This is a genomic window from Bacillus sp. BB081 (assembly GCF_008368895.1).
Classification (GTDB): domain Bacteria; phylum Bacillota; class Bacilli; order Bacillales; family Bacillaceae_G; genus Bacillus_A; species Bacillus_A wiedmannii.
Window position 1 is genome coordinate 164,829 of record NZ_QOZX01000041.1, and the last position, 24,659, is coordinate 189,487.

28 protein-coding genes are annotated in these 24,659 nt (G+C 34.9%); 2 read left to right on the top strand and 26 right to left on the bottom strand.

Annotated features, from left to right (window positions below; translation table 11 throughout):
• Positions 1–32 precede the first annotated feature (32 nt).
• From spoIVA to DN394_RS18755, 9 genes are all read right to left on the bottom strand, one after another.
• On the bottom strand, positions 33–1,511 hold the full coding sequence (spoIVA, locus tag DN394_RS18715; RefSeq protein WP_000416519.1) for a stage IV sporulation protein A: 1,479 nt from the start codon (positions 1,509–1,511) through the stop codon (positions 33–35).
• A 242-nt stretch (positions 1,512–1,753) separates the two neighbouring features.
• On the bottom strand, positions 1,754–2,467 hold the full coding sequence (locus DN394_RS18720) for a hypothetical protein (RefSeq protein ID WP_000755477.1): 714 nt from the start codon (positions 2,465–2,467) through the stop codon (positions 1,754–1,756).
• A 64-nt stretch (positions 2,468–2,531) separates the two neighbouring features.
• Entirely contained in the window at positions 2,532–2,735 is a 204-nt protein-coding gene (locus DN394_RS18725) for a DUF2768 domain-containing protein (protein WP_001288995.1), read from the bottom strand.
• Between the two features lie 266 nt (positions 2,736–3,001).
• Positions 3,002–3,253, bottom strand: coding sequence for a stage VI sporulation protein F (locus DN394_RS18730; protein WP_000369753.1), 252 nt, complete (start codon positions 3,251–3,253; stop codon positions 3,002–3,004).
• Between the two features lie 115 nt (positions 3,254–3,368).
• Positions 3,369–4,391 carry an NAD(P)H-dependent glycerol-3-phosphate dehydrogenase gene (locus DN394_RS18735; RefSeq protein ID WP_149294105.1) on the bottom strand — a complete coding sequence of 341 codons (1,023 nt, stop codon included), beginning with the start codon at positions 4,389–4,391 and terminating at the stop codon, positions 3,369–3,371.
• A gap of 18 nt (positions 4,392–4,409) precedes the next feature.
• Positions 4,410–5,720 (bottom strand): ribosome biogenesis GTPase Der, encoded by a 1,311-nt coding sequence (gene der, locus DN394_RS18740; RefSeq protein WP_001125888.1) that lies wholly within the window; start codon positions 5,718–5,720, stop codon positions 4,410–4,412.
• Positions 5,721–5,844: 124 nt separating this feature from the next.
• Positions 5,845–6,030, bottom strand: a complete 186-nt coding sequence (locus DN394_RS18745) for a capping complex subunit for YIEGIA (RefSeq protein ID WP_000979052.1) — start codon at positions 6,028–6,030, stop codon at positions 5,845–5,847.
• A complete protein-coding gene (locus DN394_RS18750) occupies positions 6,027–6,920 on the bottom strand; it encodes a YIEGIA family protein (protein ID WP_000141603.1) in 894 nt (297 codons plus the stop codon). Before DN394_RS18750 ends, DN394_RS18745 begins: the two co-directional genes overlap by 4 nt.
• Positions 6,913–7,524 (bottom strand): YphA family membrane protein, encoded by a 612-nt coding sequence (locus DN394_RS18755; RefSeq protein ID WP_149294106.1) that lies wholly within the window; start codon positions 7,522–7,524, stop codon positions 6,913–6,915. The genes DN394_RS18750 and DN394_RS18755 overlap by 8 nt, the downstream gene beginning before the upstream one ends.
• Positions 7,525–7,640: 116 nt before the next feature.
• Here DN394_RS18755 and DN394_RS18760 point away from each other — a divergent pair, with 116 nt between their 5' ends.
• A complete protein-coding gene (locus tag DN394_RS18760; RefSeq protein ID WP_000513900.1) occupies positions 7,641–7,775 on the top strand; it encodes a YpzI family protein in 135 nt (44 codons plus the stop codon).
• Positions 7,776–7,974: 199 nt separating this feature from the next.
• Here DN394_RS18760 and DN394_RS18765 read toward each other — a convergent pair whose 3' ends face one another.
• The 5 genes from DN394_RS18765 to DN394_RS29030 all read right to left on the bottom strand — a co-directional run bounded on the left by DN394_RS18765 (position 7,975) and on the right by DN394_RS29030 (position 13,173).
• Complete coding sequence (locus DN394_RS18765) at positions 7,975–9,465, bottom strand: hypothetical protein (RefSeq protein WP_179953654.1); 1,491 nt, start codon at positions 9,463–9,465, stop codon at positions 7,975–7,977.
• A 183-nt stretch (positions 9,466–9,648) separates the two neighbouring features.
• On the bottom strand, positions 9,649–10,698 hold the full coding sequence (locus tag DN394_RS18770) for a type 2 isopentenyl-diphosphate Delta-isomerase (RefSeq protein ID WP_149294108.1): 1,050 nt from the start codon (positions 10,696–10,698) through the stop codon (positions 9,649–9,651).
• Positions 10,699–10,710: 12 nt separating this feature from the next.
• Positions 10,711–11,859, bottom strand: a complete 1,149-nt coding sequence (gene rpsA / locus DN394_RS18775) for a 30S ribosomal protein S1 (RefSeq protein ID WP_097994178.1) — start codon at positions 11,857–11,859, stop codon at positions 10,711–10,713.
• A gap of 334 nt (positions 11,860–12,193) precedes the next feature.
• Complete coding sequence (cmk, locus tag DN394_RS18780) at positions 12,194–12,871, bottom strand: (d)CMP kinase (RefSeq protein ID WP_000361262.1); 678 nt, start codon at positions 12,869–12,871, stop codon at positions 12,194–12,196.
• A gap of 128 nt (positions 12,872–12,999) precedes the next feature.
• Complete coding sequence (locus DN394_RS29030; RefSeq protein ID WP_000738047.1) at positions 13,000–13,173, bottom strand: YpfB family protein; 174 nt, start codon at positions 13,171–13,173, stop codon at positions 13,000–13,002.
• Between the two features lie 180 nt (positions 13,174–13,353).
• On the opposite strand from DN394_RS29030, the gene ansA reads away from it, so the two are divergent.
• Positions 13,354–14,328, top strand: coding sequence for an asparaginase (gene ansA, locus DN394_RS18785; protein WP_000822014.1), 975 nt, complete (start codon positions 13,354–13,356; stop codon positions 14,326–14,328).
• A gap of 36 nt (positions 14,329–14,364) precedes the next feature.
• On the opposite strand, the gene DN394_RS18790 is transcribed toward ansA, so the two are convergent.
• From DN394_RS18790 to DN394_RS18845, 12 genes are all read right to left on the bottom strand, one after another.
• Positions 14,365–15,345, bottom strand: a complete 981-nt coding sequence (locus DN394_RS18790) for a YpdA family putative bacillithiol disulfide reductase (RefSeq protein ID WP_149294109.1) — start codon at positions 15,343–15,345, stop codon at positions 14,365–14,367.
• A 109-nt stretch (positions 15,346–15,454) separates the two neighbouring features.
• Complete coding sequence (locus DN394_RS18795) at positions 15,455–15,985, bottom strand: peptidoglycan recognition protein family protein (protein WP_097914854.1); 531 nt, start codon at positions 15,983–15,985, stop codon at positions 15,455–15,457.
• Positions 15,986–16,064: 79 nt separating this feature from the next.
• A complete protein-coding gene (locus DN394_RS18800; protein WP_001983018.1) occupies positions 16,065–16,301 on the bottom strand; it encodes a DUF3961 domain-containing protein in 237 nt (78 codons plus the stop codon).
• Between the two features lie 93 nt (positions 16,302–16,394).
• Entirely contained in the window at positions 16,395–16,604 is a 210-nt protein-coding gene (locus tag DN394_RS18805) for a hypothetical protein (RefSeq protein WP_000426773.1), read from the bottom strand.
• Between the two features lie 78 nt (positions 16,605–16,682).
• Positions 16,683–17,969, bottom strand: a complete 1,287-nt coding sequence (gene gudB / locus DN394_RS18810; protein ID WP_000225171.1) for an NAD-specific glutamate dehydrogenase — start codon at positions 17,967–17,969, stop codon at positions 16,683–16,685.
• Positions 17,970–18,320: 351 nt separating this feature from the next.
• Positions 18,321–18,929, bottom strand: a complete 609-nt coding sequence (locus DN394_RS18815; protein WP_001235391.1) for a genetic competence negative regulator — start codon at positions 18,927–18,929, stop codon at positions 18,321–18,323.
• 77 nt (positions 18,930–19,006) lie between these two features.
• Positions 19,007–19,882: a MerR family transcriptional regulator gene (locus DN394_RS18820; RefSeq protein WP_141523386.1), complete on the bottom strand. Its 876-nt coding sequence runs from the start codon at positions 19,880–19,882 to the stop codon at positions 19,007–19,009.
• The gene (locus tag DN394_RS18825; protein ID WP_098110373.1) at positions 19,882–20,658 is read right to left on the bottom strand and encodes a metallophosphoesterase; all 777 of its coding nucleotides are present in this window, start codon (positions 20,656–20,658) and stop codon (positions 19,882–19,884) included. Before DN394_RS18825 ends, DN394_RS18820 begins: the two co-directional genes overlap by 1 nt.
• Positions 20,659–20,716: 58 nt before the next feature.
• A complete protein-coding gene (locus DN394_RS18830; protein WP_001231546.1) occupies positions 20,717–21,196 on the bottom strand; it encodes a LysM peptidoglycan-binding domain-containing protein in 480 nt (159 codons plus the stop codon).
• 22 nt (positions 21,197–21,218) lie between these two features.
• Positions 21,219–21,782, bottom strand: coding sequence for a CPBP family intramembrane glutamic endopeptidase (locus DN394_RS18835; protein ID WP_001025770.1), 564 nt, complete (start codon positions 21,780–21,782; stop codon positions 21,219–21,221).
• On the bottom strand, positions 21,782–23,311 hold the full coding sequence (locus DN394_RS18840; protein ID WP_046958919.1) for a RecQ family ATP-dependent DNA helicase: 1,530 nt from the start codon (positions 23,309–23,311) through the stop codon (positions 21,782–21,784). The genes DN394_RS18835 and DN394_RS18840 overlap by 1 nt, the downstream gene beginning before the upstream one ends.
• A complete protein-coding gene (locus DN394_RS18845) occupies positions 23,301–24,362 on the bottom strand; it encodes a YpbB family protein (RefSeq protein ID WP_097914852.1) in 1,062 nt (353 codons plus the stop codon). Before DN394_RS18845 ends, DN394_RS18840 begins: the two co-directional genes overlap by 11 nt.
• Between the last annotated feature and the right edge of the window lie 297 nt (positions 24,363–24,659).

Consider the following 24,659-nt stretch of genomic DNA (forward strand, 5'->3'; position numbering starts at 1 on the left):
AAAAATCCCTCTACGATGAGAGGGATTTTTTCTTATAATATAATCGCAATTAATCCGCCAGATCCTTCATTAATAATTCTTTCTAGCGTTTCTTTTAATTTATATCTCGCATTTTCTGGCATTAAAGATAGTTTCGCTTGAATACCTTCTCGAACAATAGAGCTAAGTGAACGTCCGAATATATCAGAATTCCAAATTGATAATGGGTCATCTTCAAAATCCTGCATTAAATAACGAACTAATTCTTCACTTTGCTTTTCAGTACCAATGATTGGCTCAAACGTTGACTCCACATCTACTTTAATCATATGAATAGACGGAGCTACAGCTTTTAATTTCACACCAAACCTTGAACCGTGACGAATAATTTCTGGCTCATCTAAGCTCATGTCAGCTAACGCAGGCGCTGCTACACCATATCCTGTTTGCTTTACCATACGCAGGGCATCCGCCACTTGATCGTATTCTATTTTCGCATGAGATAAATCGAGCATCAGCTTTAATAAATGATCTTTCCCTCGAATTTCTACTCCTACTACTTCTTTTAAAATTTGATCATATAATTCATCTGGTGCATATAAATCAATCTCCGCTACACCTTGCCCCATATCAATGCCAGCTAAGCTCGCTCGATCAATAAATTCATACTGACTAAACTGCCAAACGACACGGTCCACATCACGAAGACGTTTTATATCCTTCACAGTCTCTTGAACAGCTTCTTGATAACTTTGGCGTAACCAATGCCCTTCATTTAACACCATCACCCAGCTCGGAAGGTTAACATTCACTTCTAAAACTGGGAACTCAAATAAAGCCTCTCGAAGCACATTGTACACATCTGTTTCCCTTAAACTTTCTACACTCATCGCAATGACTGGGATATCATATTCTTCAGATAAACTTTGGCGCAATTGCTCTGTATCTGGATGATACGGCTGTACAGTGTTAATGATCATAATGAAAGGTTTTCCGACTTCTTTTAACTCATTTACTACGCGTTCTTCTGCCTCTATATAATCTCTTCTTGGAATTTCCCCAATCGTTCCATCTGTTGTAATTACAACACCAATTGTGGAATGTTCTTGAATTACTTTACGTGTTCCGATTTCTGCAGCTTCATGGAATGGAATAGGTTCTTCATACCAAGGAGTATTAATCATGCGCGGGCCATTCTCATCTTCATAGCCTTTTGCTCCTGGAACCGTATATCCAACGCAATCTACCAATCGAATATTCACTTCAAGACCTTCATCTACTTCGATAGAAACCGCTTGGTTTGGAACAAACTTCGGTTCCGTCGTCATGATTGTACGACCAGCAGCACTTTGAGGCAGTTCATCCTGCGCCCTTTGACGGTCAGACTCATTCTCAATATTAGGAATAACTACAAGTTCCATAAATTTTTTAATAAATGTTGATTTCCCTGTTCGAACAGCTCCTACAACTCCAAAATAAATATCACCGCCTGTGCGTTCCGCAATATCTTTAAAAATATCTACCTTTTCCAAGTGATTCCCTCCCTCAATATTTTTGGGAATAATTCCACATTTATAGTCAACTAATACCTTCTCTAACGTTGCCTATAATATCTGATATAATATAATGGTATTCTAGAAGTTCGGACAATATATCATATAATTTTGTCCAATTTCATATGACTATTAAAAAATACCTTTTGTTTGCATCGCAAGTTGTGTAACATAAAAAACCTTTCTTCTAGAACTTATTCACTAAAAGAAAGGTTCATGACTTATGATTTTAAAAAAATTGGTTCTCCATTCTTTACCGTATACGGTAAAGAATACGCAGGTACAAATGGAGAATCTTTCGAAAGTATATTCCGAATATCTTCCCCTTCCTTAAATTGCCCTTCATTTTTTTTCAACGCTTCATATAAATCGATTCGATAATCAACATAAATTTCTCCCTTTTCATTGATTACAAAAGGAAGCCCTTTACCAGAATACGGACTTGTCACTTGCGGCACATCTTTATATCCTAGTTTTTTGAAATCTAATTCATACACACCATCTGAAATTACCTTTTTAAAAGGCGGATATTGATGTTCATCCCGATACATCCTAAGCTTTAATGATAATTCCTGGATTTGTTCAGCCATCCTAACATCAATTAACTTTACTGTCGGGTTTGTTTCAACGTCTATTAATACGTATTGGTATACTCCTCCGCTTTCATACGCATTTCCTGGCGCTTCTTGTATGTAACGCGGAGCAATCTTTTGAAAATCGATTGGATACTTTTGATAAATAGGCGTACTCATATCCCGCGTCTTAATTGGCAATATCCCCTCATTTTGCTCCTTAAATGTCACTACAGCTTTTTGAACAACCTGTATCTGATCTTCATAAGGAACGGCATTTTGTTTCATATTTTCTTTCGGATACAGACATCCTGTTAAAAGGCTCATACAACAAAATATTAAAATAATATGGACTTTTTTCACTAGCAATCACCTTTTCATACTAATATAACTTGCTCCGTATGTAGCATTTTCGAGACCATTCCCTTTACTGCTGTACAGGTCCACTAAATACAACAAGAAAAATAACAATTCCTGACACAATCATAAGGGTGTACGCTACTAACGCTGTAATCCCTTTCAAAAATTTATTCTTTATTTTGTATCTACTTAGTAAAATAAAACTTACTGCAAAAAACATAAATCCAATTGCTCCTAAAGCAAACCACATTTTTATGAGCCCTTCTGACATATACACACCCCTTTTTATTAATCTATTTTTATACTATTTTAACAAATTAAAATCTTTAAACAAATACAAAAAGAACATTTTACTAAAAATTACGAATATATAACTTTAATCAACAGGTTTTTTCGCATCTTCCACTAATCTAAATAAAAATAAAACCGAAGCGAGTGTATCTCTCGCTTCGGTTGACCAAATATGCCCAAAACAGCTCTATTCCCATACTTTCATGGCTATCATATGCAATCTACAAACTCTTTGTTTCTTATATTTTATTTTTTAAACATTTTGCTTAACGAACCAAAATCAGCGGGCATATTATTGTTAATAATCGCTTTTACAATTTGATCCTCTTGTTCTTTCGGCACTTCACGTCCTGCCATAAGAGCCACTTGATGAATCAATTGACGAAGCACAGTCTCATCACGTAAATTCGCATTCTGTACAGATGATGCTAATTTAAAAATATCTTCTTTATTCACTTTCGCTTCTTTTTCAATGTTATTAAAAATGTTATTATCCATTCTTTTCACCCTCTCCTCAAGTTACTCTTCATCCTATGCAAAATTAAAAAAATGGTGAAAAGACCCATAAAAATAAAAAGCGACAGAAGTACAAATGTACTTCTGTCGCTTTTCTTTAAAGTAAGTCAGGTATAGCTTCCACTTCATGTTTTCGAACACGTCCCATTAATGAGCCTACTGCATCTTTCACATTATTCCCATTGAATAGCACGTCATATAAGGCAGCTGTAATCGGCATTTCAACTTCCATTTTCTCTGCTAATTCGTGAGCAGCTTTCGTTGTTCTTACACCTTCTACAACCATACCCATGCTTTCTAACACCTCTTCTAAAGAGTATCCTTTTCCAAGCATATTTCCAGCGCGCCAATTTCGGCTATGAACACTTGTACAAGTTACAATTAAGTCTCCCATACCAGTTAGACCAGCAAACGTTAATGGATTTCCGCCCATTTTTCTTCCTAAACGAGCAATCTCCGTTAAACCACGTGTCATTAATGCCGCTTTCGCATTATCACCTAATCCAAGTCCATCAGTTATCCCAGCAGCTAATGCGATAATATTTTTTAACGCACCACCAAGCTCAACTCCAACGATATCTGGATTTGTGTATACACGGAAGTAACTATTCATAAACAAATCTTGTACTTCCTCAGCCGCTTCCATACGCTTTGCTGCAGACGTAACAGTTGTCGCTTGACGTAAACCAACTTCTTCTGCATGACTCGGTCCAGATAGTACAACAACATCTTTAATCAAGTCCTCTGGAATTTCTTCCTCAATCACTTCCGAAATACGTTTTGATGTACCAGGTTCAATCCCTTTACTTGCATGAATCCAAGTAGTCGGACCTGCTACATATTTCTTCATATCTTGTAATACCTCTCTATACGCTTTCGTTGGTACTACAAGAAGTACTACATTTACATCTACTAATGCTTCTTCTAAAGAAGAGTAGGCTGCGATTGTGCTTGGCAATGTAATTCCTGGAAGATATCGACTATTCTCATGTTTTGTATTAATCTCATCCATAAGTTCAGAACGATTTCCCCAAATACGTACATCATGTCCATTGTCAGCTAATACCATCGCTAACGCTGTTCCCCAGCTACCTGCTCCAACTACTGTGATTTTTGTCATAAAATCACATCCTCTCCATTAGTCTCTTGCTCTAGCGATAATGTGAATCGGCGTTCCTACAAAACCGAACGCTTCACGTAAACGATTCTTTAAGAAGCGCTCATATGAAAAGTGCATTAATTCTGTATCGTTTACAAATATAACAAATGTTGGTGGTTTTACCGCAACCTGTGTCGCATAGAAGATTTTCAGACGGCTACCATTATGAGTTGGTGTTGGATTCATCGCTACCGCATCCATAATTACATCATTTAATACGTTCGTTTGAATACGGATACTATGGCTTTCATTTACTTCATTAATAACTGGTAATAATGTTTGTGTACGTTTTTTCGTTTTCGCAGATAAGAATACAATCGGTGCGTACTCTAAAAATTGGAAATGAGCACGGATGTTTTCTTCAAATGCTTTCATTGTTTTTTCATCTTTTTTCACTGCATCCCATTTGTTTACGACGATAATAACAGCACGTCCTGAATCATGAGCATATCCAGCAATTTTTTTATCCTGTTCAATAATTCCTTCTTCTCCGTCTAAAACGACTAAAACAACGTCAGAACGTTCAATCGCTCTAAGCGCACGAAGTACACTATACTTTTCTGTGCTTTCGTATACTTTCCCTTTTTTACGCATACCAGCTGTATCGATGATTACATAATCTTGACCATCTTTACTATATGGTGTATCAACAGCATCACGTGTCGTTCCCGCTATATTACTTACAATTACACGTTCTTGACCAAGAAGTGCATTTACAAGTGATGATTTCCCTACATTTGGACGTCCAATTAAAGAGAAACGGATTGTTTCATCATCATACGCTTCTTCTTCAATCTTTGGAAAATGATTTGCAGCTTCATCTAACAAATCACCTAGTCCTAAACCGTGTGTACCTGAAATCGGGAATGGCTCGCCAAATCCTAATGCATAAAAATCATAAATATCACTACGCATTTCTGGATTATCAACCTTATTTACCGCAAGTACAATTGGTTTTTTAGAACGATATAAAATTTTAGCAACTTCTTCATCTGCTGCAGTTACACCATCGCGACCATTCGTCATAAAAATGATAACATCTGCTTCATCAATCGCTACTTCCGCTTGTTGACGAATTTGTGTCAAGAACGGCTCGTCTCCAATATCAATTCCACCTGTATCAATAATGTTAAATTCATGATTTAACCATTCTCCCGCACTATAAATACGGTCTCGCGTTATACCTGGTATATCTTCTACGATTGAAACTCTTTCTCCAACAATTCTATTGAAAATAGTAGATTTTCCTACGTTCGGGCGGCCTACTATTGCTATTACTGGTTTCGGCATATACTTTCATCCTTTCAACTTGCTTCTGTTTATTATGTAAAAAACCCTTCTTTGTGCAAGAAGGGATTTGCATTCCAGAATATTTCTCAGCGTATCAAAACACCTCACATTATACCACACGTTACTAATGTTTCACAATAATATATACATTCTCTTGTAAGCGATGCGCAATACCATCTAAAATTGCCTCTAAATTATTTGCAACAAATTCTAACTCATCTGTCGATTCACAAGTAAACAAAGGGGCACCACCAGCAAATTTCTCCGGCGTTGTTGTAATAACCGCGAGAATTACACTTTCTAACATCATCTTTTATCTCCCCTTCCTTTCGGGGCTTCCGATGACATATGAACAGCACTTTCTAACGTCGGCACATTCCCTATGACACCTATCGCTTTCTCTGCATCTTGATCTTGTGGCAAGACAAAAATCCCAACCCTACCATCTTCTAAATCACGCTTTGCCAACGGCACAAGCGCTGGCGTACCAGAATCTCTATAAATCCCTAAAGCAACAGAAACATCATGTAAAATAGCTTGTCGTTGTCCTAAGTTTGAGATTGTCACCATCGCATCAATTGTTTTCGGCCTTAAAATAAAGCCCATTCCATATTTCATAATTTCCTCTTGCCTTGCTGGCAATCCAATATTCATAATGTAAATATTATCAATATACAGCCCCGCTCCTTCAAAACGAAGTGGAACATGCTCGATATCAACAAGATCATGTAACCTTCTGCCAGACATTAATTTTTTCGCGATTATAAATGCGATTATAGCCATAATTACTCCAGCAATCCATGAATGGAATCCTATATACGCAAACGTCGTTGCAAACGACGTTAACATCGCCAAATAGTTTCGACTTTCAAAAACTAATGCAATCCCTTCAATATATGTATTTCCACGCGGTACGAGCTCATATCCATCTAATTGTTGAAGGGTATTTCTTTCCATATTACGCACATCACGAAACTGTGTTGCTGCTAATGTAAGAAATGTAATAGCAGAAAAATCTTTTTTCAAAATTGACGGAATCGCAATCGCTCCTAAAGCCGCTGCAATTAACCCCATCGCAACGTGAATAATTTTTCCGTGGAGCCTCGTCGGATACTGACGCGTATCTGTCCGGAGCATTAGCACTCTCGTTACTGTCCCCGCTATTACTCCGCATAAAATGGCCGGTGTATATTCAGTCATGTATTACCCTCGCCTTTCTTTTACGTGCTTTCCTCTTGAACTGTTCCATGTATACTGATGCTTTTGCAATCCAAAACAAAATTGCCATGAAAAATGTAGCAACGGCGACGATATCAAAAAACGCTAAACTTCCGTAATCATAAGGGAAATGTAGTTTTCGAAAAATAAGTGTCACTAACAATTCCCCCTGTAACATTCCTATATAAAGAGAACATAATCGTAATATGCGATCCTCATGCAATAAAACCGATGCATACACAAGAGCACCACTTACCAAAAACAACCTGTCCACCACAATCCAAATCGGATCATATACTTCTAACAAATGAAAACTTGTATATAACATTGCAATAATAAGTGCCGAAAGTAAGCTATATAATTTTTTCCAAATAGAATATAGTGCGATTCCTATAAAAGCAACAATACAAAGCAAAAGTGCATTTACTGATACCGTGAATGAAGCAATCGTTACATGTAACGGAGAGCAAATAATAAAAATCAATATACAAGCGCTTATCTTCCACCGTATAGCGTCCTTTTTCATAAAAAAAGTTACAACGATCCACCCTATCCAAGCTACAAAATAAAAAGTACTCCCTTCCATCATTTCACCTCCTATGTTTTCCATTATGGGAACTTTTTATGAAAGTTAATCCACTTTCTTCGCGCATAGTTTTTTCATATAACACCAACACTTTTAATAAGGAGGTGCTATTCATTATGGGTAAAGATCGTCAAGAACGAAAACTAAGAGAATCACGACGCGTTGAATCTGATCGTGACCAATCACTACAATATCCGGGTGCAACTGGACTGGATACACCAGAGCAAGCCCGAAAACAAAATCAGCACTAATGAACACAAAAAGACGGTTTCGATATTGTACGAAACCGTCTTTTACATAATTTTTACTCATAATATAATTCTTTTGTTTTCGCATTATAGATCCGATTACTTGACGTGGCATCAATCGTAACTATACCTGTTGGTTTAGACTATAAATTACAAATATATCTGAGAATAGCGATTGTCTCGATAGCTATTTAAATTAATATTATATCTCTAACGAATACGTATCTTTATCATTAATTGTACAAAATACTTCCTCTGCCTTTACAATATTATCAACTTTAATATACGAGTTGACCAATATAAACTTATAATAATCAGATAGCATAATATACCCAGATAAAAGGTTTATAATTTCCAATTCATTTTCCCCTAATTGAAAATACAAATCAGCTAATTCTTTCGCTGCGTCTTCCATTTTAATAATATTTTGCTCTTTACTATTCGCTTTTTGTACCCTCTGCATAACGCTTGACAAATCACGCAATTGTGTTTTTCCAATTCCCCTCTCATTATATTTCTCAATCTTTAATTGGTACTGACAGTAAAGTACTAGCGCCTCATATTGATAAAAATTCTTCAAATAAAATTCTATTAATTTTTTTGCTATATTTTTATCAATAGCCATATAACATAATACCTGCTTTACTAACTCTTCTTCATCTATTTCCAAATCTAATTCATTCAAAATATCTACATTTTGGATGGCCCTATAGTCCTTCTTCTCATAAAAATTAAAAATATAGTTAATATCATATTCTTCTACTTGTTTTTTGATTTCCTTGCCAATCCCGATAATTCGCTCTAATGAAAAAAAGACGGTTATAAAGATAGATAACGTTTTAACTACATTAGAACTATTAAACACATCATTAGCTAATATTACAATAGGTATAAACAATACATAAACTACTAATTTTCTAACTAGTTCTATTACTTTATTAGAACTCGAATTCATCCATATTAACAAAAATAAAGAGAGACCAATCAAAGCGTTCATCTTAAGAGATATACCCCAAAAAATCATTTTCGTACAATAAGTCACGACAAAAAAGCTAATTAAAATTACTAACCAATAGCTAAACCGACTCTTGATAACCCTCGCTTTTTCTTCTGTTTTATTTAAATGATAAATGCGAATTGCACCACTTAAATACATAAAAAAATTAACATATTTTAAACTTCCTACACTTATATATCGTGTCATCCAAAAAAGAATTACTAGCCCAATTATTAATGCAAAAATCATATTTTCTTCAAGCATTATCAAATATACAAAAGACAACACACTTTGTACAATCAATCGAACCTTTATAGATTTAAATACCACTCTTATCACTTGACTAATTAACATAAAGATACATACGATAATTGTCCATTTTATGTACAGACTAAAACCGCTTATATATTCATTCGTAAATTTTACTAACTTATCTGTCATCATGATTAATTTGTTTTGCGTTTCGTAGCTAATATCCCCACGTAAAACCCCTTTAAGTATATCCAACAATTCAACAAAGTAATTTAATAATTCTATTATACCGACTTTTTTTAACAACATAGGAACCAACATTAATATACTAATAAAATATATTATATATAAAATCGCTATCAAATCTGATGTCTTTTTATTGTCTTCTCCTTGTTCTAATAAATGAATTCGAAATTTATCCATATAAAATGCTATATCCCTCAAAACATTTGCTCCTTTCTAATACTGCCTTTCTATATTACAGTAATAAATTCACTAAAGAATAACCTCTTTATACGCAATATTTTTGTATATATTAATGTATAAATTTAAAAACCTCTATACGCAATTCATATTAATTTAGTATCAACCGGATATAAATAATTCTCCAGTTGATACTAAATAACTTTATCTCCTACTATAATGCGCAGTATCAATACCACGTTGCGTTAACCAATGATACGTTTCGCCCTTTACAACAAGAGGTACAGACTGTAACTCTTCTATCGTCTTCGCACCAAGAGCTGTCATAATAAATTTCAAATCTGTATGTAAAAGATCAATTTCATCCACTAACTTCTCGATACCATCTTGCATTAAAACACGTAAAAAATATCCAGCAAACGCAGTTGTATTCGCCCCTAATGCGATTGCTTTCGCTACGTCAAGCGCTGTTTGTATACCCCCAGATGCAATAAAAGAGAGGTTATTGTTTGTAGAGGTTGCTTCAATAATCGAGGTTGCTGTTTGTATGCCCCAGTTATTAAAATAAGAAAGCATTCGCCGTCTTCTTTCATTTTCAACAGCAGCAAAATTTGTACCACCTTGTCCACCAATATCAATTGCCGTTACACCTATGCTGGCTAACTGTTGTACAGTTTCCTTACTCATACCAAATCCAACTTCTTTCACAATGACAGGAACTTTACTATTTAATACAATTTTTTCAATGCGCTGAAGTACACCAGTAAAGTCACGGTCTCCTTCTGGCATCGTTAACTCTTGTATGACATTTAAATGAATTTGCAATGCATTCGCTTCAATCATATCAACGGCACGCTCTGCCTGTTCGATAGTTGCCTCACTACCTAAATTAGCAAAGAAAACACCATTTGGGTTTACCTTTCTGATAATCTTATAAGAAGCAGCCTCACTTTCATCTTTTAACGCCGCCATTTGCGACCCTACAGCCATAGCAAGATTATGATGTTTCGCTACATATGCTAATTGCTTATTAATATGTAACGTTCTCTCTCCCCCACCACCAGTCATCGCATTGATAAAAATCGGCGAACTTAGTGAAAGTTCGCCGATTTTTGTTTCACATGTTATTGTGTCATAACTTGAATTTGGCAATCCTTGATGCACAAAATCAATATCATGAAAGCCATGCGTACGAGACTGACCAGTAGAAAGAGCGTATTCAATATGATCTAATTTACGTTTTGCCCTTACCACTTGTACCCCTCTTTATTTCTTTAATTTTTTCAGTTGTTCACCAATAATATCACTTAATTGGAAAGTAGCAGAATCAGCATTTGGTTCATACTGACTATAATCCTCAATTACATTATTTTCCTCAAGCGTTTCTTTTATACTTAAAGAAATACGTTTCTCTGCAACATGGACTTCAAGCACTTTCACTTTTACTTGTTGTCCCATTTCCAATACTTCATTTGGATTTTTCACGTGACGATTTGCAATTTGAGATACATGCACAAGACCTTCAACGCCAGGTAAAATTTCAACGAATGCACCGAATGTAACAAGACGTTTTACTACTCCCTCACGAATATCTCCAGCTTTTATTTCGCCAGCAACATTCTCCCAAGGTCCTGGCTGTGCTGCTTTAATTGATAAAGAAATACGTTGTGTATCAGCATCAACAGATAATACCTTTACCTTTACCTTTTGACCTTGCTCTAATACTTCAGAAGGTTGCTCTACACGTTCGTGTGAAATTTGTGAAATATGAACTAAACCGTCCACACCACCAACGTTAACGAAAGCACCAAAATCCGTTAATCGTTGCACTGTTCCTTCAACAACGTCTCCTTCTTTTAATGAAGAAATCGCTTCTTTTTTCTTAGAATCTAGTTCTAATTCTACTACTGCTTTATGCGAAAGGATTACACGATTTTTTTCGCGGTCTAATTCAACAATTTTCACGGCTAATGTTTTGCCTTTATAGTCAGTAAAATCTTCTACATAATGTACTTCTACAAGTGAAGCTGGGATAAAACCACGAACACCAAGGTCCACAACTAATCCACCATTCACGATATCTTTTACAGTAACATCAAACACATGACCAGAAGTAAATTTATCTTGTAATTCTACCCATGCTTTTTCTGCATCAACAGCACGTTTAGATAAGACAAGATCATCTTCTTCTAATTTAATAATTTTCAATTCTAGTATTTGATCTAATTCTACAACATCGCTTGCTTTTTCAATATGAACGTTAGCTAATTCACTAATTGGAATTACGCCATCTGTTTTGTATCCAACATTTACAAGCACTTGTTTCTCTTCAACTTTCGTTACAGAACCTGTAACAACGTCACCAACTTGTAATTCTTTTGAATCCATAACTTCTTCATTCATTTTCTCTACCATGGAAATACCTCCCTACAGAATTGACAAAGCATTTTTTATGTATATACGAAATGAAAACATATGTTTTCATTTGCATGTTTAAGAATTTATCATCACATACTCAGTTTTCATACATTTCACTAGAAAATATATTAAACCTATATAAATAGTATACAGCAAAATCATCTTGAAGAAAGTATGTTTTGAAATATAATAGCGAATATATTCTGAAAGTTTTATCCTTCTTTTACTAACTTCTTACAAATCTGAGCATTTGTCAAGGAAAGAGACTCACAATTCACGCATCCTTTACATTTCTATATAAACAAAAAAAGAAAGAGGTTATCCCCTTTCTTTATTTCGCAAACACTCCTGAAACAATACTCATAATTTTTTGGACAACTTCTTCAATTGATAAAGAAGTTGTATCTAATTCCAATGCATCATCAGCTTTCTTTAGAGGAGAAACCTCGCGTTCTGAATCTAATTTATCACGCTGAGCAATTTCTTTTTTTAACTGCTCTAAATTAGAATCGAAACCTTTATTTATATTTTCTAAATGTCTTCTTTCTGCTCTTTCTTCAACAGAAGCAAGCATAAAGATCTTCACTTCAGCATCTGGTAACACATGTGTACCAATATCACGGCCATCCATTACAACGCCGCCTTTTTCCGCTAACTCTTGTTGACGACGTACCATTTCTTCACGAACAAGGCGATGTTTCGCCACAATAGATACTCGATTCGTCACCTCAGGTGTACGAATTACTTCAGAAACATCTTGTCCATTTAAAAATACAAGTTGTGTATTTTCTCCTTGCTGAAACTCAATATTTACATTCTTTACAACTTCCATTAACTTCTCTTCATTTTCAATGTCCACTTTTTGTTCAAGGGCTGCATATGTAATCGTGCGGTACATTGCGCCTGTATCAATATAAACATAAGAAAGTTTCTTTGCCACAACTTTTGCAACCGTACTTTTTCCAGCAGCTGCTGGACCATCTATAGCAATTGAAATTCGTTTATCCATTGTAACACCTCATTTTTTCACTTATAAAACAAAACGAAAAGCAGGTATTCTCCTGCTTCTTCTCATTTGCTTCACGTCATTAAATCCTCAATTATTGTAGCATAATCCTCCATAGAAGAAAATGAAAACTACCTATTCACCTGTAAGATTTCTGCTTTGTTTTTTACCATGACACCTTCATAATAAACAATTTTAGATAAATATTTCACTGATGACTTATGTATAAATAACAATTGCACAACAGAAAGACAAATGAATTGTATTACTAATATACGAATAAAAATTTTCTCCATCTTTTTCAATGTAATTGCTCCCTCCTATCCTACATTTACACATTTCGTTTCGTGATTTTATACATCGTATATATAGCAGCTAACTTTATTGTCATTTTCGAGGCATACTTTTATACATTTCCATTGTCGAATTTACTCAAAACATGTTATGTTCTAAATGTATTTTTCAACTTGAAAGGGGTATAAGCATTGAAAAGAATCCTAGTTTTACACACAGGTGGAACAATTGCAATGGAGGAAGATAAAGAAACTGGGGTCGTACAACCAGGTGAAAAAAATCCTCTTTTAAAATTTATTCCTGATTTAGAAGGCGATGTTGATTTAATCGTTGAAGACGTGTTCCATCTACCATCTCCTCATATGACACCGAGCGAAATGTTACAATTACAAGTCATCATTGATGAAAGAGTAAAACAAGACAACATTCATGGCGTAGTCATTACGCATGGTACGGATACATTAGAAGAAACAGCCTATTTCTTAGATTTAACAGTGCAAGCAACTATTCCAATCGTTGTAACAGGTGCAATGCGTTCTAGTAATGAATTAGGTGCTGATGGTCTATATAATTTCTTATCGGCTGTAAAAGTAGCTAGCTGTAGTGAAGCTGCTGAAAAAGGTGTTTTAGTCGTATTAAACGACGAAATCCATTGCGCTACAAATGTAACGAAAACACATACAAGTAACGTGGCAACATTCCAGAGTCCACAGTATGGACCAATTGGTATGGTAACAAAGCGCGGCGTTGTATTCCATCATGCTTTAGTACACCATGAAACATATTCAGTAAATAAGGTTTCTAAAAACGTAGTTGTTCTAAAAGCATACGCTGGTATGGACGATACATTGTTAGCAGCAATTGAAAACCTTCCAGTAGATGGGATTGTTATTGAAGCACTTGGACAAGGTAATTTACCTCCAAGAACACTTCCTAGTCTAGAACGATTAATCGACAAAGGAATTCCTGTCGTATTAGTTTCTCGCTGTTTCAATGGCATCGTGCAAGATGTATATTCATATGAAGGTGGCGGCAAACAATTAAAAGATATGGGTATTGTATTCACATACGGTTTAAATGCTCAAAAAGCACGTATTAAATTATTAGTTGCATTAGAGAATACAAATTCTCATGAAACAATCCAAAATATGTTTATGCACAATTAAAAAGAAGCTGTCGAAGTTTATTTCGACAGCTTCTTTTTATATTTCCCTTGACGCAATGGTTTGCGCAATCGCATCCCCATGAAATCGACCGTTCTCAATAAATATTTCATTTGCATTATTTCCAGCAGCAATTACACCTGCAATGAAAATATTTTCAGTGTTCGTTTCCATTGTATCCTCTGCATAAATCGGACGCCCTGTTTCTTCATCAATCCGAACACCCATCTTCGTTAAGAAACTATGATCAGGATGGTAACCAGTCATCGCAAATACAAAATCATTTTGGATTGTATATGCCTCATCATCGACTGTAAACGTTACTGTATGTTCAGTAATTTCTTTCACGTGAGCCCTGAAATGCATTTGAATTGTGCCGCTTCGTACTAACGCCTCAAACTCCGGCAAAATCCACGGCTTAATGCTTGGTGAATACTCACTTCCGCGATATAAAACCGTTACACGCGCACCGGTTTTAACAAGTTCTAACGCGGCATCTATACTCGAGTTTTTCCCACCTATAACTACTACATCTCGATCAAAATAAGGATGTCCCTCTTTAAAATAGTGAGCTACTTTCTTCAGTTCCTCGCCGGGAACATTCATATAATTTGGATTGTCATAATATCCAGTTGCTACAACAACATATTTCGCTATATATATTTCTTTACTTCCGTCACGCTTTGTTGTCTCAACATGAAAAACTTCTCCATCTTTTTGTACTTTCTCCACTCGCTCAAAAGCATTTACACGTACAGATTTACGCTTTACTACTTCACGATAATACGCAAGCGCTTGATTTCGAACTGGCTTACGATTTTCTGTAATAAAAGCTACATCACCAATTTCTAATTTTTCACTAGAAGAGAAAAATGTTTGATGAGTTGGATAATTATAAATCGCATTTACAATGTTTCCTTTTTCAATTACTAACGGATTTATCCCTACCTTTTGCAACGAAATTGCTGCTGCTAATCCGCACGGACCGCCTCCAATTATGATAGCTGTTTCTTTCTGCATACTCAGCTCACTCCTAGTCTTCTACCAATACGCTATTTATAAAAACAAGAAAAAACCTACTTACAGCAGTAGGCACCTATCTTTATTGTATTCATTTTTCATATATTTGTCATCTAAACGAAACGTACATCCGATAGACATCTGCTAAAAACTGCTGAAATTTAATACCTTGTTTCCCTAATACATTTTCAGGATCAATCTTTCTAACTGGGTCAAGTGTTTTATGTGATACGATATCTTTCTTCGGATTCAAGCCGAAGTTTTGACATAAATACGCATGATACCACGTAAAACGGGTATATGCTTCCCAAAAGTTAACATCACCGCCATAACAAAGTTCCACTCCAATGGCAGCCTTATTAGCATCATAACCATATAAGTCATTATCTGTCGGCACACCATATCGAACGTGATAGGCAACTTCATTTATAGGAACAATTTCCAATATTGTTTTATCATCTATAAATGTATGTGCCGAAGCTTTCGGTTGTATTTCATTAAAATAATCCCGATTCCCTATCGCATTGCTACCAGGGTTCCCCGTATCATGACTTACAATAAACCTTACTTTAGAAAGAGGAATTCCCGGTCGTGAACTTCCATACCCAATATAGTTACGCTCTATAGGAAACATCGCCATTACTACCAACTCCCGCTTCAGAAGATTACCTTACTTCTTTATATATGTATTCGGTAGCAATGTCCTTATCGCATATTTCTTACGCGAAGAGAAAATCGAAAATATTTGATGTGAACACCATAAATAATAAAATACTTACAGCAACTCCATAAAAACCGTAAAACCAAACACAATCTTCTTTCGTATCTAAACCGAAAAATTTATTTACAGATTGTAATAATGTGCCGCGCTTACTTTGTTTGTTTCTTAATACTTCCACTCGTTCTACAACATCTGCTGGCATCATAAATCTTTGGTCTACTGTCATTTTCATCATTTATCTCTCCTTAAAATCATTTCCGTTTTGTTTATCTAAGGAAAGTATAGCACGTTTGTTCGTGTAGAACAAGCGTTCTTTTTTGTTTTTATTTTATTTTTCAACAATCCAAGTAAGAATTGAGATTACAAAAGCGATAATCGGCCCTACTACAACTGCACCAAATATTAAAAACAGTAGTCCTTCTCCGAACATCCGAACGTTACTTGTTTTTCGGGCTTTCATCGTTCTTGAGAGTTCTCCCTCTAACCTCTTAACCTTTTCTTCTAATTGTTCTACTCGTTCCATCATTTCATTTTCCATATACAACACCTCACACTAATACTTCAACAAAAAAACGTGATTCCCTCGAAAGGAATCACGTTTTCTCACGATATAATATTATACCCAACCTCTGAAGCGACTTGCTTCAGCCATTTTACGAACACCGACCATATACGCAGCTAAGCGCATGTTCACTTTACGAACTTGTGCTGTTTCATAAATAGAATCAAATGATCTTACCATTACTTTTTCTAAACGTTGTTCTACTTCTTCTTCAGTCCAGTAGTAACCTTGGTTATTTTGTACCCACTCAAAGTAAGATACTGTTACACCGCCAGCACTTGCTAATACGTCTGGAACAAGTAAAATTCCGCGATCTGTTAAAATTTTAGTTGCTTCTAATGTTGTTGGACCATTTGCAGCTTCAACAACGATTTTTGCTTTAATATTATTAGCATTTTCTTCTGTAATTTGGTTCTCAATTGCAGCTGGAACTAAAATGTCGCAATCAAGTTCTAACAATTCTTTGTTTGAAATTGTATTATTAAATAGTTTTGTTACTGTACCGAAGCTATCACGACGGTCTAATAAATAATCAATATCTAATCCGTTTGGATCATGCAATGCACCGTAAGCATCCGAGATTGCAATAACTTTCGCGCCTGCATCATGCATAAATTTAGCTAAGAAGCTACCAGCATTACCGAATCCTTGAACAACAACGCGTGCACCTTTAATATCAATGTCGCGTTTTTTTGCAGCTTCGCGAATACAAATTGTTACACCTTTCGCCGTTGCTGTTTCACGTCCATGTGATCCACCTAATACAAGTGGCTTACCTGTAATAAATCCTGGTGAATTAAATTCATCAATACGGCTATATTCATCCATCATCCATGCCATGATTTGAGAGTTTGTGAATACATCTGGAGCTGGAATATCTTTCGTCGGTCCTACGATTTGGCTAATTGCTCGTACATAACCGCGGCTTAATCTTTCTAACTCACGGAATGACATTTCACGCGGGTCACAGATAATTCCACCTTTACCTCCACCGTATGGTAAATCAACAATACCACATTTTAAACTCATCCAGATTGAAAGTGCTTTCACTTCATTTTCTGTTACATTCGGATGGAAGCGAATTCCACCTTTCGTTGGACCAACAGCATCATTATGTTGTGCACGATATCCTGTAAATATTTTAACAGTCCCGTCATCCATACGAACTGGTATTTTCACTGTCATCATACGAATTGGTTCTTTTAATAATTCATATACTTCGTTTGGATAACCCAATTTTTCTAATGCTTCACTAATAACAATTTGTGTCGAATTCAATAGTTCAAAATGTTGTTCCCTTTGTTGTTGTGTTTTTGTTTGAGTTCCCTTTTCGGCTACCATAGTAAGTAAACCCCCTGTAATTTCACTTGTTTAGTAAACCTTCATTGCCTAGTATACACCGTTAAATTTGGAATGCAATAGAAAACGCTAACAAATATATACAAACTATTTCCTGTTGCAAGCGTTTTCACTATCATTATAGTCCTTTTATTGCTTTTAGAAAAGTAAAATACTTAAATATTTAAATATTTTTTATTTTACTTATATATAACAACTTAAGAAGATATTTTTAAATATAGTAAAGAGCGCCCAAATATTTATGATTCCCGCTATCCCATTAATCGTTTTGACATTTTCAGACCAATATTTTATGTTTCTCCAAATAAAAAACAAAACCTTAGCTTTGTTATATTAGCTAAGGTTTTGTTTTTTCACAAAGTAATTGTGTATTTGTTCAATTGCTTGAGAAGCCATTAATTCTTTACCATACTCCATTAGACGATAAATAGTTGCTGTAGACGGATTACCATATTCCGCTAAAATAGCTATGAAATCTGCCTTCAGTAATTGAACTTGCTCCTCTTCTTCCATCCAAAGATAGAAACGCCCATCCCACGTATATAGTTTTCCGCCAGTTACATCAAGGTTATATAAACGATTCGACAGGTTAATTACGTCATCTAGTGTAGCAAACTCATAAAGTATATGCTCGCTTTCATCTAGAGTCACTTGCATTTCAATAAACTCGTCACGGAACTCATCATCTGTATCCACATCTTGATGTTCTTTCGTTACAATTACGACCATTCCTTGCGCTTGTAGAGAAAATACTTCAACTGCAATCGGACCATCCGCTTCAAACCCTAGTTCCTTATTTGCTTCTTGCATCATATCACGAAATAATTGCTGTACTTTCGGTGCATTTCTCCACAAATCTTCTTTCGTTAATCCTCGTTCAGATAAATCATCAAATGTTAAGAAAATTTTTATCTTATTGTAATTTAATCGTTCCAGCCTCATCTCATACCCTCCCTACGTAACCAATGAATATAATTTTTATTATATGAAATAGAAAATAGATGGTTCTTTTCGAACAACTATTCTAACATTTTTAACCAATCATCCCATTCTTCTTTCGTATCACCAATTAGGCATGTTTGAATGTTCAACTGATCTCGAGCACCTATTTCTCCTATAAACCCAACAGAAAGTTTCTCACTTTTTTCTTGCAACAAATTCATGTCTTTCATCGCGTTCTTAAGTTCTCGTTCCTCATCAAAAGAGACTACTACATATGTAGGTTGTATTTGCTCAACAGCTAAAAAAATACCCTCTTCCGCTAAGCTTGACCTAATATATATCACCTCATATCCCTTTAAGCGTAAATACGTTGAGAAAACAAACCCTTTCAACATATTATTTTCTAACACGACAACTTTGTGTATAGAAGAAAATGATGATGCATTATGATACACCATTCCTAGACGAGTTTGTAAAAATGATACGACATATTGGAATTGCACCATTGTAACTTCATTATTATTTTTTAACGCTAACAATTTATTTGACATTTGAAGAACAATACTTGCTATGACTTTTTCTGTTGCATAAATACTGAAAGCCTCGTTTAACAATGCAGAAGTTGTAATTTCATCAAATTTTAACAAAGCTTGCAGTAAATCGTCCACTAAAACAACTTCTCTATCGTAATGTATTTCTTTTTGAACATTACTCTGCAAACGATTCCCTTCTAATAATTGAACTGCTTGTCCAATCATCATGCCAGAAGAAACCTTGTCCATTAACCATTTCAAAATTTGAATATGCTCTTCTGTATATAATCGATGCCCCGCATGATTCCGCTTTGGGGCAATAATTTGATATCGTCTTTCCCATGCACGAAGCGTACTCGGCTGAATTCCAATTATATTCGAAACAGCTTTTATGTTATATTTCCCGTTTAGAGTTGGCATCATTTCCCTCCGCATAACGTAATAATATGTGTTTGAGAAGGTGCTCGGAAGCGAAGTGGAATCAACGTTGTTCCATACCCATTACTAACAAAAAGAGTCATATTTGAATGCTTATATACGCCACCTTTTAAATATTTTTTAGATGGGAATAATCGAATCTGTCCTCCATGTGTATGTCCACTTAACACAAGTGAAATTTGTTCTTTTCCAGACATTTTATTTATTATATCAGGGTTATGGCTAATTAATATGCGAAAACCATCTTCTTTGCAATCAGCCAAAGCTAAATCTAAACGATCACGCTTCAAACCAACATCATCTACACCGAGTAAACAAATTTTTTCTCCTAGTTCAGATTCAAATACAACTCTTGTATTATCTAAAACTTTCACATTATTTTCTAATAACAAAGCATCTAATTCATGATATTCAATCTCATAATCATTATTTCCCCACACAAAATATACAGGAGCTATCGCTCTTAACTTTTGTATATTCGCAGAAATTTTCGATAAAGGGACGCCTCTTTCCGCTAAATCACCGCCAATAATTACAAGGTCTACTTTTCCTTTTACTTGTTCAATTAATGAACTTGAAATGACCCTTCTATGAATATCAGAAATAAAAAACACCTTTACTTTTTGAAAACTTTTCGGAAATTCTTCAAAAAGTAAAGTATGTTCTAACACAGTATTACGCATCGCTTCTGTATACATTACAAGAAGAAATATAATACCAATACATATGAGAGCACTTAATAAGATAATCCATATCATATATTTTTCACTCCCTTCCGCAGAAAGATAATCCTCAGTTTTTATAGTAGGTATGTTACTAGCTATCCTGTTTTGCGGACTTATCTTTTATCGGAATTTTTATTTCTTGACCTACATTCACTTCATCTTCTTGTAAATCATTGTACTTTTTAATCACTTCAATCCCAGTTTCATCTGAAAAATATTGCTTCGCTATACTTTCTAAAGTTTCTCCTTCTTTTACCGTATGCGTTACTACTTTCTCAGATGTTGCCTCAGACTCAGATTTAGCTGAATCAAAGAAAATGACCTCAAACGCACTTTTCCCAGCGTTATTACCATCACTTTTCACCTGAATATATTTATCTGTATACCATAAGATACTAATTGGTAGTAATATGAATAGAAATGTTAAAACTCGGACGAAAATATGATTCATTTTAAACTTTTCTTTTTTCTCTTTATTTCTATGAATTTCACTACGCGGCGGTAAACTTTCTTTTTCTTCCACTCGCTCAACTTCTAATTCCTCTTCGAAATCAGGAATTCGTTTTCTCATGTTGTTCACCACCACCTTCCATTTATTTTCTTAATTGGAGTCCCATTATAAAATCAACAAGAAAGTGTGCAAAGATTGTTATAAATAAATTTCCTGTCCATTCAAATACATAACCAAAGACAAAACTAATGAAACAGACGAAACAAAACAAAAATGGCTTTGTTATATACCGAATATGTAACACTGCAAATACTAAACTAGCTATTACAATTCCAAAGTGCGTCTGCACTACACCTCTAAATAAAAATTCTTCTGCAAAGCCGATAATGAACGTAATAACGAGTAGGTGCATAACTGACATTCCTTGAAACATCTTATCGTTAATACCACCATCATCAAACCAAGACTCTGGAAATACTCGCATTGCAACATAATCTAATAACACAATACCAATCGCCAACAAGCCACCTATTATAAGTATAGACACCGGTTCCCACTTCCACAGACTATACACCGATTTTATATCTCGGAATAATACATATGCTAGTAAACAACCGATACCGATAATAATGAACTGTGTGATATACAGATTCAGCCTTATTTCTTTCGGACTCATATCTTCAATATTATGCCTTTGAATGTTCATCATTCCCCCATCTTTTCTAGACCGAAAAGCTTTTGTAACTCTGTTTCCCAATTATAGTCGAAATCCGATTGTTGCGCTTGTCTTTTTTTATAATCTGTTTTTGTAATACCACAATAGTCACAGCAATTTTTCAACTCGTTCTCTTTTCTATAACCGAACTGTTGTAACAAATATTCACGCCTACATTCTTTCACTTGTATCCACGATTTCATGTTTTCTAGCTCACTATATTTATTACGTAGCCTTATTTCTACTTCAGCTATTAATCTGTTCATAATTTCATCTGACAAGCCCTCTAATTTTAATTTTCGCTGTTGTATGATTCCAAGCTGTTCAAGATGATAGCGGATGAAGCGCCAATATTGTTCATTAAATCTTGCTGCATTATAACAAATTTCTTCTACCTCTTCTATTGGTAATTCTTTCGTTTGAAACATTCTTTCTTGTAGTAAAGAGAATAAAAATTGTATTTGCGACTGACTTGGCAATTCATCTTCAATTATTGAAATTGGTAAATCGTGATCTAACGGACTACATAGTAAGATAGCTATACTCGGTTCACCATCTCTTCCAGCTCTTCCGATTTCTTGTAAATAGGAAGCTATATTAGTCGGATAATGAAAATGAATAATATAGCTCGTATTCGACTTATTTACTCCCATACCAAAAGCACTTGTACATATTACAAGCTGCAACTGGTCATTCATAAACTGCTGTTGAATTAACATACGCTCTTCATGTTCCATACCACCATGATAAAAAGCAACACCAGTCACGCCTTTTCCTCTTAAATACTCCGTTAAACGTTCTGTCCACGCTCTGCTTGAACAATATACAATCCCTGGCCCTTGTAAATACATCACCTGGTTCAAAAGCGCTTCTTTCTTCTCTTCTATCGTCTCCACAAATTGTACTTCCATCGCAATATTTGGACGATCAATAGAGTATACATGCTGCGTCACTTTCTTCAAATCTAAACTCTCTGCTATATCTCGGAGTACATCTTTTGTCGCTGTTGCCGTTAATGCTAGCACCGTAGGAGACCCGATATTTTCAATGACTACATTTAGTTTTTTATAGTCTGGCCTAAAATCATAACCCCATTGTGAAATACAATGAGCCTCATCCACAACAAATAATGAAATATGAACTTTCTTCAATTCTCTTATTAACACTTCCGACTGCAACATCTCTGGTGAAACAAAAATAAATTTATATGAAGCTAATTTTTTCATCGCTTCTCTTTTTTCATGTAATGTCCGAAAACTATTAAATGCTATTACTCGGTTTTTCACAACATACTTTAATTGTGTAACTTGATCTTCCATCAAAGATAATAATGGTGATACAACAAGCACGGTTCCCTCTTGCATTAGCCCTGGAAGTTGATAGCACATAGACTTCCCCCTTCCAGTCGGGAGCATTGCTATAACATCTTTTCCTTCTAATAAATCTGTAATTACCCCTTTTTGCCCTGTACGAAATTCAGAATATCCAAACCATCTATATAAATATTCCTCAAGCTTCATTTATACCCTCCATCCGCGCCAATACAAGACGAACTTCAAAATAAGAGATACCCTCTCCAACCGCTTGTTTCAACTCACGCAACTTACGTGTTTGTAATGTCTCAATTACTTTTGTTACTTTATCTATCTTGTCTTTTTCCATAAACATCTCGATTGAAAACTCTTTTTCCCGCAAAGCAATTTCAACAAAATGATCTTCTATCGTTGCAACCTTTAAATTTCTAATTGTCGCTATTTCATCTAAAGAGCGTCCTTGTCTCCAAAAATTATATGTTTTTTTCGTTGATAAACTAAATAATTCAGCTCTCTCATTTGGATAAGAGATAATCTCAGCCAATAGCGGAAATTCATTTTCTTTATCGTGAACTTCTTGTATAAAGAAGTGAATTGTACCCCAAAATAAAAAATACACCCGGAATATATCTTGTTTCGTAATTTCCGCTAATTGCTGCAATGTACAACCGATACGTTCATATCCTGTTAATCTATATGTTACAATCGTCGCTTCTACCACATCACCTTTTCCTAAAAGATTATGTATTTCTTTCCATAATCTTTTAGCCAATTCACTTCGCCTATATGGTATACCTGTTAAAAAACGTTTTACCCACATCATTATTTCTGTATCTTGTTGAATGGGAATAAACTTCGTATTATTCTGTTGTAAATTAGATATAGTTTGAATAATTAATGATAATCGTTTCCAAAATGTTTCACCTAATTCACCATAGTGTAAACCATGTAAATGCGTGGGAAAAGCATACACTTCCTCCCATGTATGTAACTGCATTTTACCTTTAGATGTTAACAAATATGTATTTTCATGTATTTCTCGAATCAAATCTGCTTGCAACAACTTTGCAACTTCACGATCATAGTCTGTTCTATTTAACGATTTATATATTCCAAACAAAAATGAAATGCGGAACATATTTCCATCTTGTAACGTTTGCGAAGATCGTTTTCCTTTTAATAAATAATAAATAGAAGAAACGGTCCTTTCACCATTCAATTGTTTTAAACAATACAATAAAGTATATTGTAGTTGCATTACCGCTTCCACCTTTCAATCTAGCTTAATTACTTTTTAGTATGATTGCACCATTCTATGTTACTCATTAAACTTATCATATCGGCACTATGTACTTGTATATAGTATATTGTACCAAACGAAATAACATTTACGTATTTTGAAAATCTTATGACATAATGCAAAAATTAGTTGACACTCTAATTGATAAGGATTATCATTATAATTTTATGTTGAAAAGTTTTAAAAACCGTTTTACAATAAGGTTATAATTTTTATGGCGAGCTTTTCACATACATATTATCAGGAGGGAAAAAA

Bases quoted from the DNA above. Each gene is read 5' to 3' on its own strand.
- DN394_RS18830 (WP_001231546.1), bottom strand. From the start codon at position 21,196: ATGAGAAAACGAATTCCTGATTTCGAAGAGGAATTAGAAGTTGAGCGA.
- DN394_RS18735 (WP_149294105.1), bottom strand. From the start codon at position 4,391: ATGACAAAAATCACAGTAGTTGGAGCAGGTAGCTGGGGAACAGCGTTA.
- DN394_RS18820 (WP_141523386.1), bottom strand. From the start codon at position 19,882: ATGCCAACTCTAAACGGGAAATATAACATAAAAGCTGTTTCGAATATA.
- DN394_RS18750 (WP_000141603.1), bottom strand. From the start codon at position 6,920: ATGACTGAATATACACCGGCCATTTTATGCGGAGTAATAGCGGGGACA.
- DN394_RS18790 (WP_149294109.1), bottom strand. From the start codon at position 15,345: ATGCAGAAAGAAACAGCTATCATAATTGGAGGCGGTCCGTGCGGATTA.
- DN394_RS18815 (WP_001235391.1), bottom strand. From the start codon at position 18,929: ATGAGGCTGGAACGATTAAATTACAATAAGATAAAAATTTTCTTAACA.
- DN394_RS18805 (WP_000426773.1), bottom strand. From the start codon at position 16,604: ATGGAAAATGAAATGATGGAACGAGTAGAACAATTAGAAGAAAAGGTT.
- DN394_RS18825 (WP_098110373.1), bottom strand. From the start codon at position 20,658: ATGATATGGATTATCTTATTAAGTGCTCTCATATGTATTGGTATTATA.
- gudB (WP_000225171.1), bottom strand. From the start codon at position 17,969: ATGGTAGCCGAAAAGGGAACTCAAACAAAAACACAACAACAAAGGGAA.
- DN394_RS18760 (WP_000513900.1), top strand. From the start codon at position 7,641: ATGGGTAAAGATCGTCAAGAACGAAAACTAAGAGAATCACGACGCGTT.
- DN394_RS18730 (WP_000369753.1), bottom strand. From the start codon at position 3,253: ATGGATAATAACATTTTTAATAACATTGAAAAAGAAGCGAAAGTGAAT.
- DN394_RS18755 (WP_149294106.1), bottom strand. From the start codon at position 7,524: ATGGAAGGGAGTACTTTTTATTTTGTAGCTTGGATAGGGTGGATCGTT.
- DN394_RS18725 (WP_001288995.1), bottom strand. From the start codon at position 2,735: ATGTCAGAAGGGCTCATAAAAATGTGGTTTGCTTTAGGAGCAATTGGA.
- DN394_RS18745 (WP_000979052.1), bottom strand. From the start codon at position 6,030: ATGATGTTAGAAAGTGTAATTCTCGCGGTTATTACAACAACGCCGGAG.
- DN394_RS18840 (WP_046958919.1), bottom strand. From the start codon at position 23,311: ATGAAGCTTGAGGAATATTTATATAGATGGTTTGGATATTCTGAATTT.
- DN394_RS18800 (WP_001983018.1), bottom strand. From the start codon at position 16,301: ATGATGAAAATGACAGTAGACCAAAGATTTATGATGCCAGCAGATGTT.
- rpsA (WP_097994178.1), bottom strand. From the start codon at position 11,859: ATGGTAGAGAAAATGAATGAAGAAGTTATGGATTCAAAAGAATTACAA.
- DN394_RS18795 (WP_097914854.1), bottom strand. From the start codon at position 15,985: ATGGCGATGTTTCCTATAGAGCGTAACTATATTGGGTATGGAAGTTCA.
- DN394_RS18835 (WP_001025770.1), bottom strand. From the start codon at position 21,782: ATGAACATTCAAAGGCATAATATTGAAGATATGAGTCCGAAAGAAATA.
- der (WP_001125888.1), bottom strand. From the start codon at position 5,720: ATGCCGAAACCAGTAATAGCAATAGTAGGCCGCCCGAACGTAGGAAAA.
- cmk (WP_000361262.1), bottom strand. From the start codon at position 12,871: ATGGATAAACGAATTTCAATTGCTATAGATGGTCCAGCAGCTGCTGGA.
- DN394_RS18845 (WP_097914852.1), bottom strand. From the start codon at position 24,362: ATGCAACTACAATATACTTTATTGTATTGTTTAAAACAATTGAATGGT.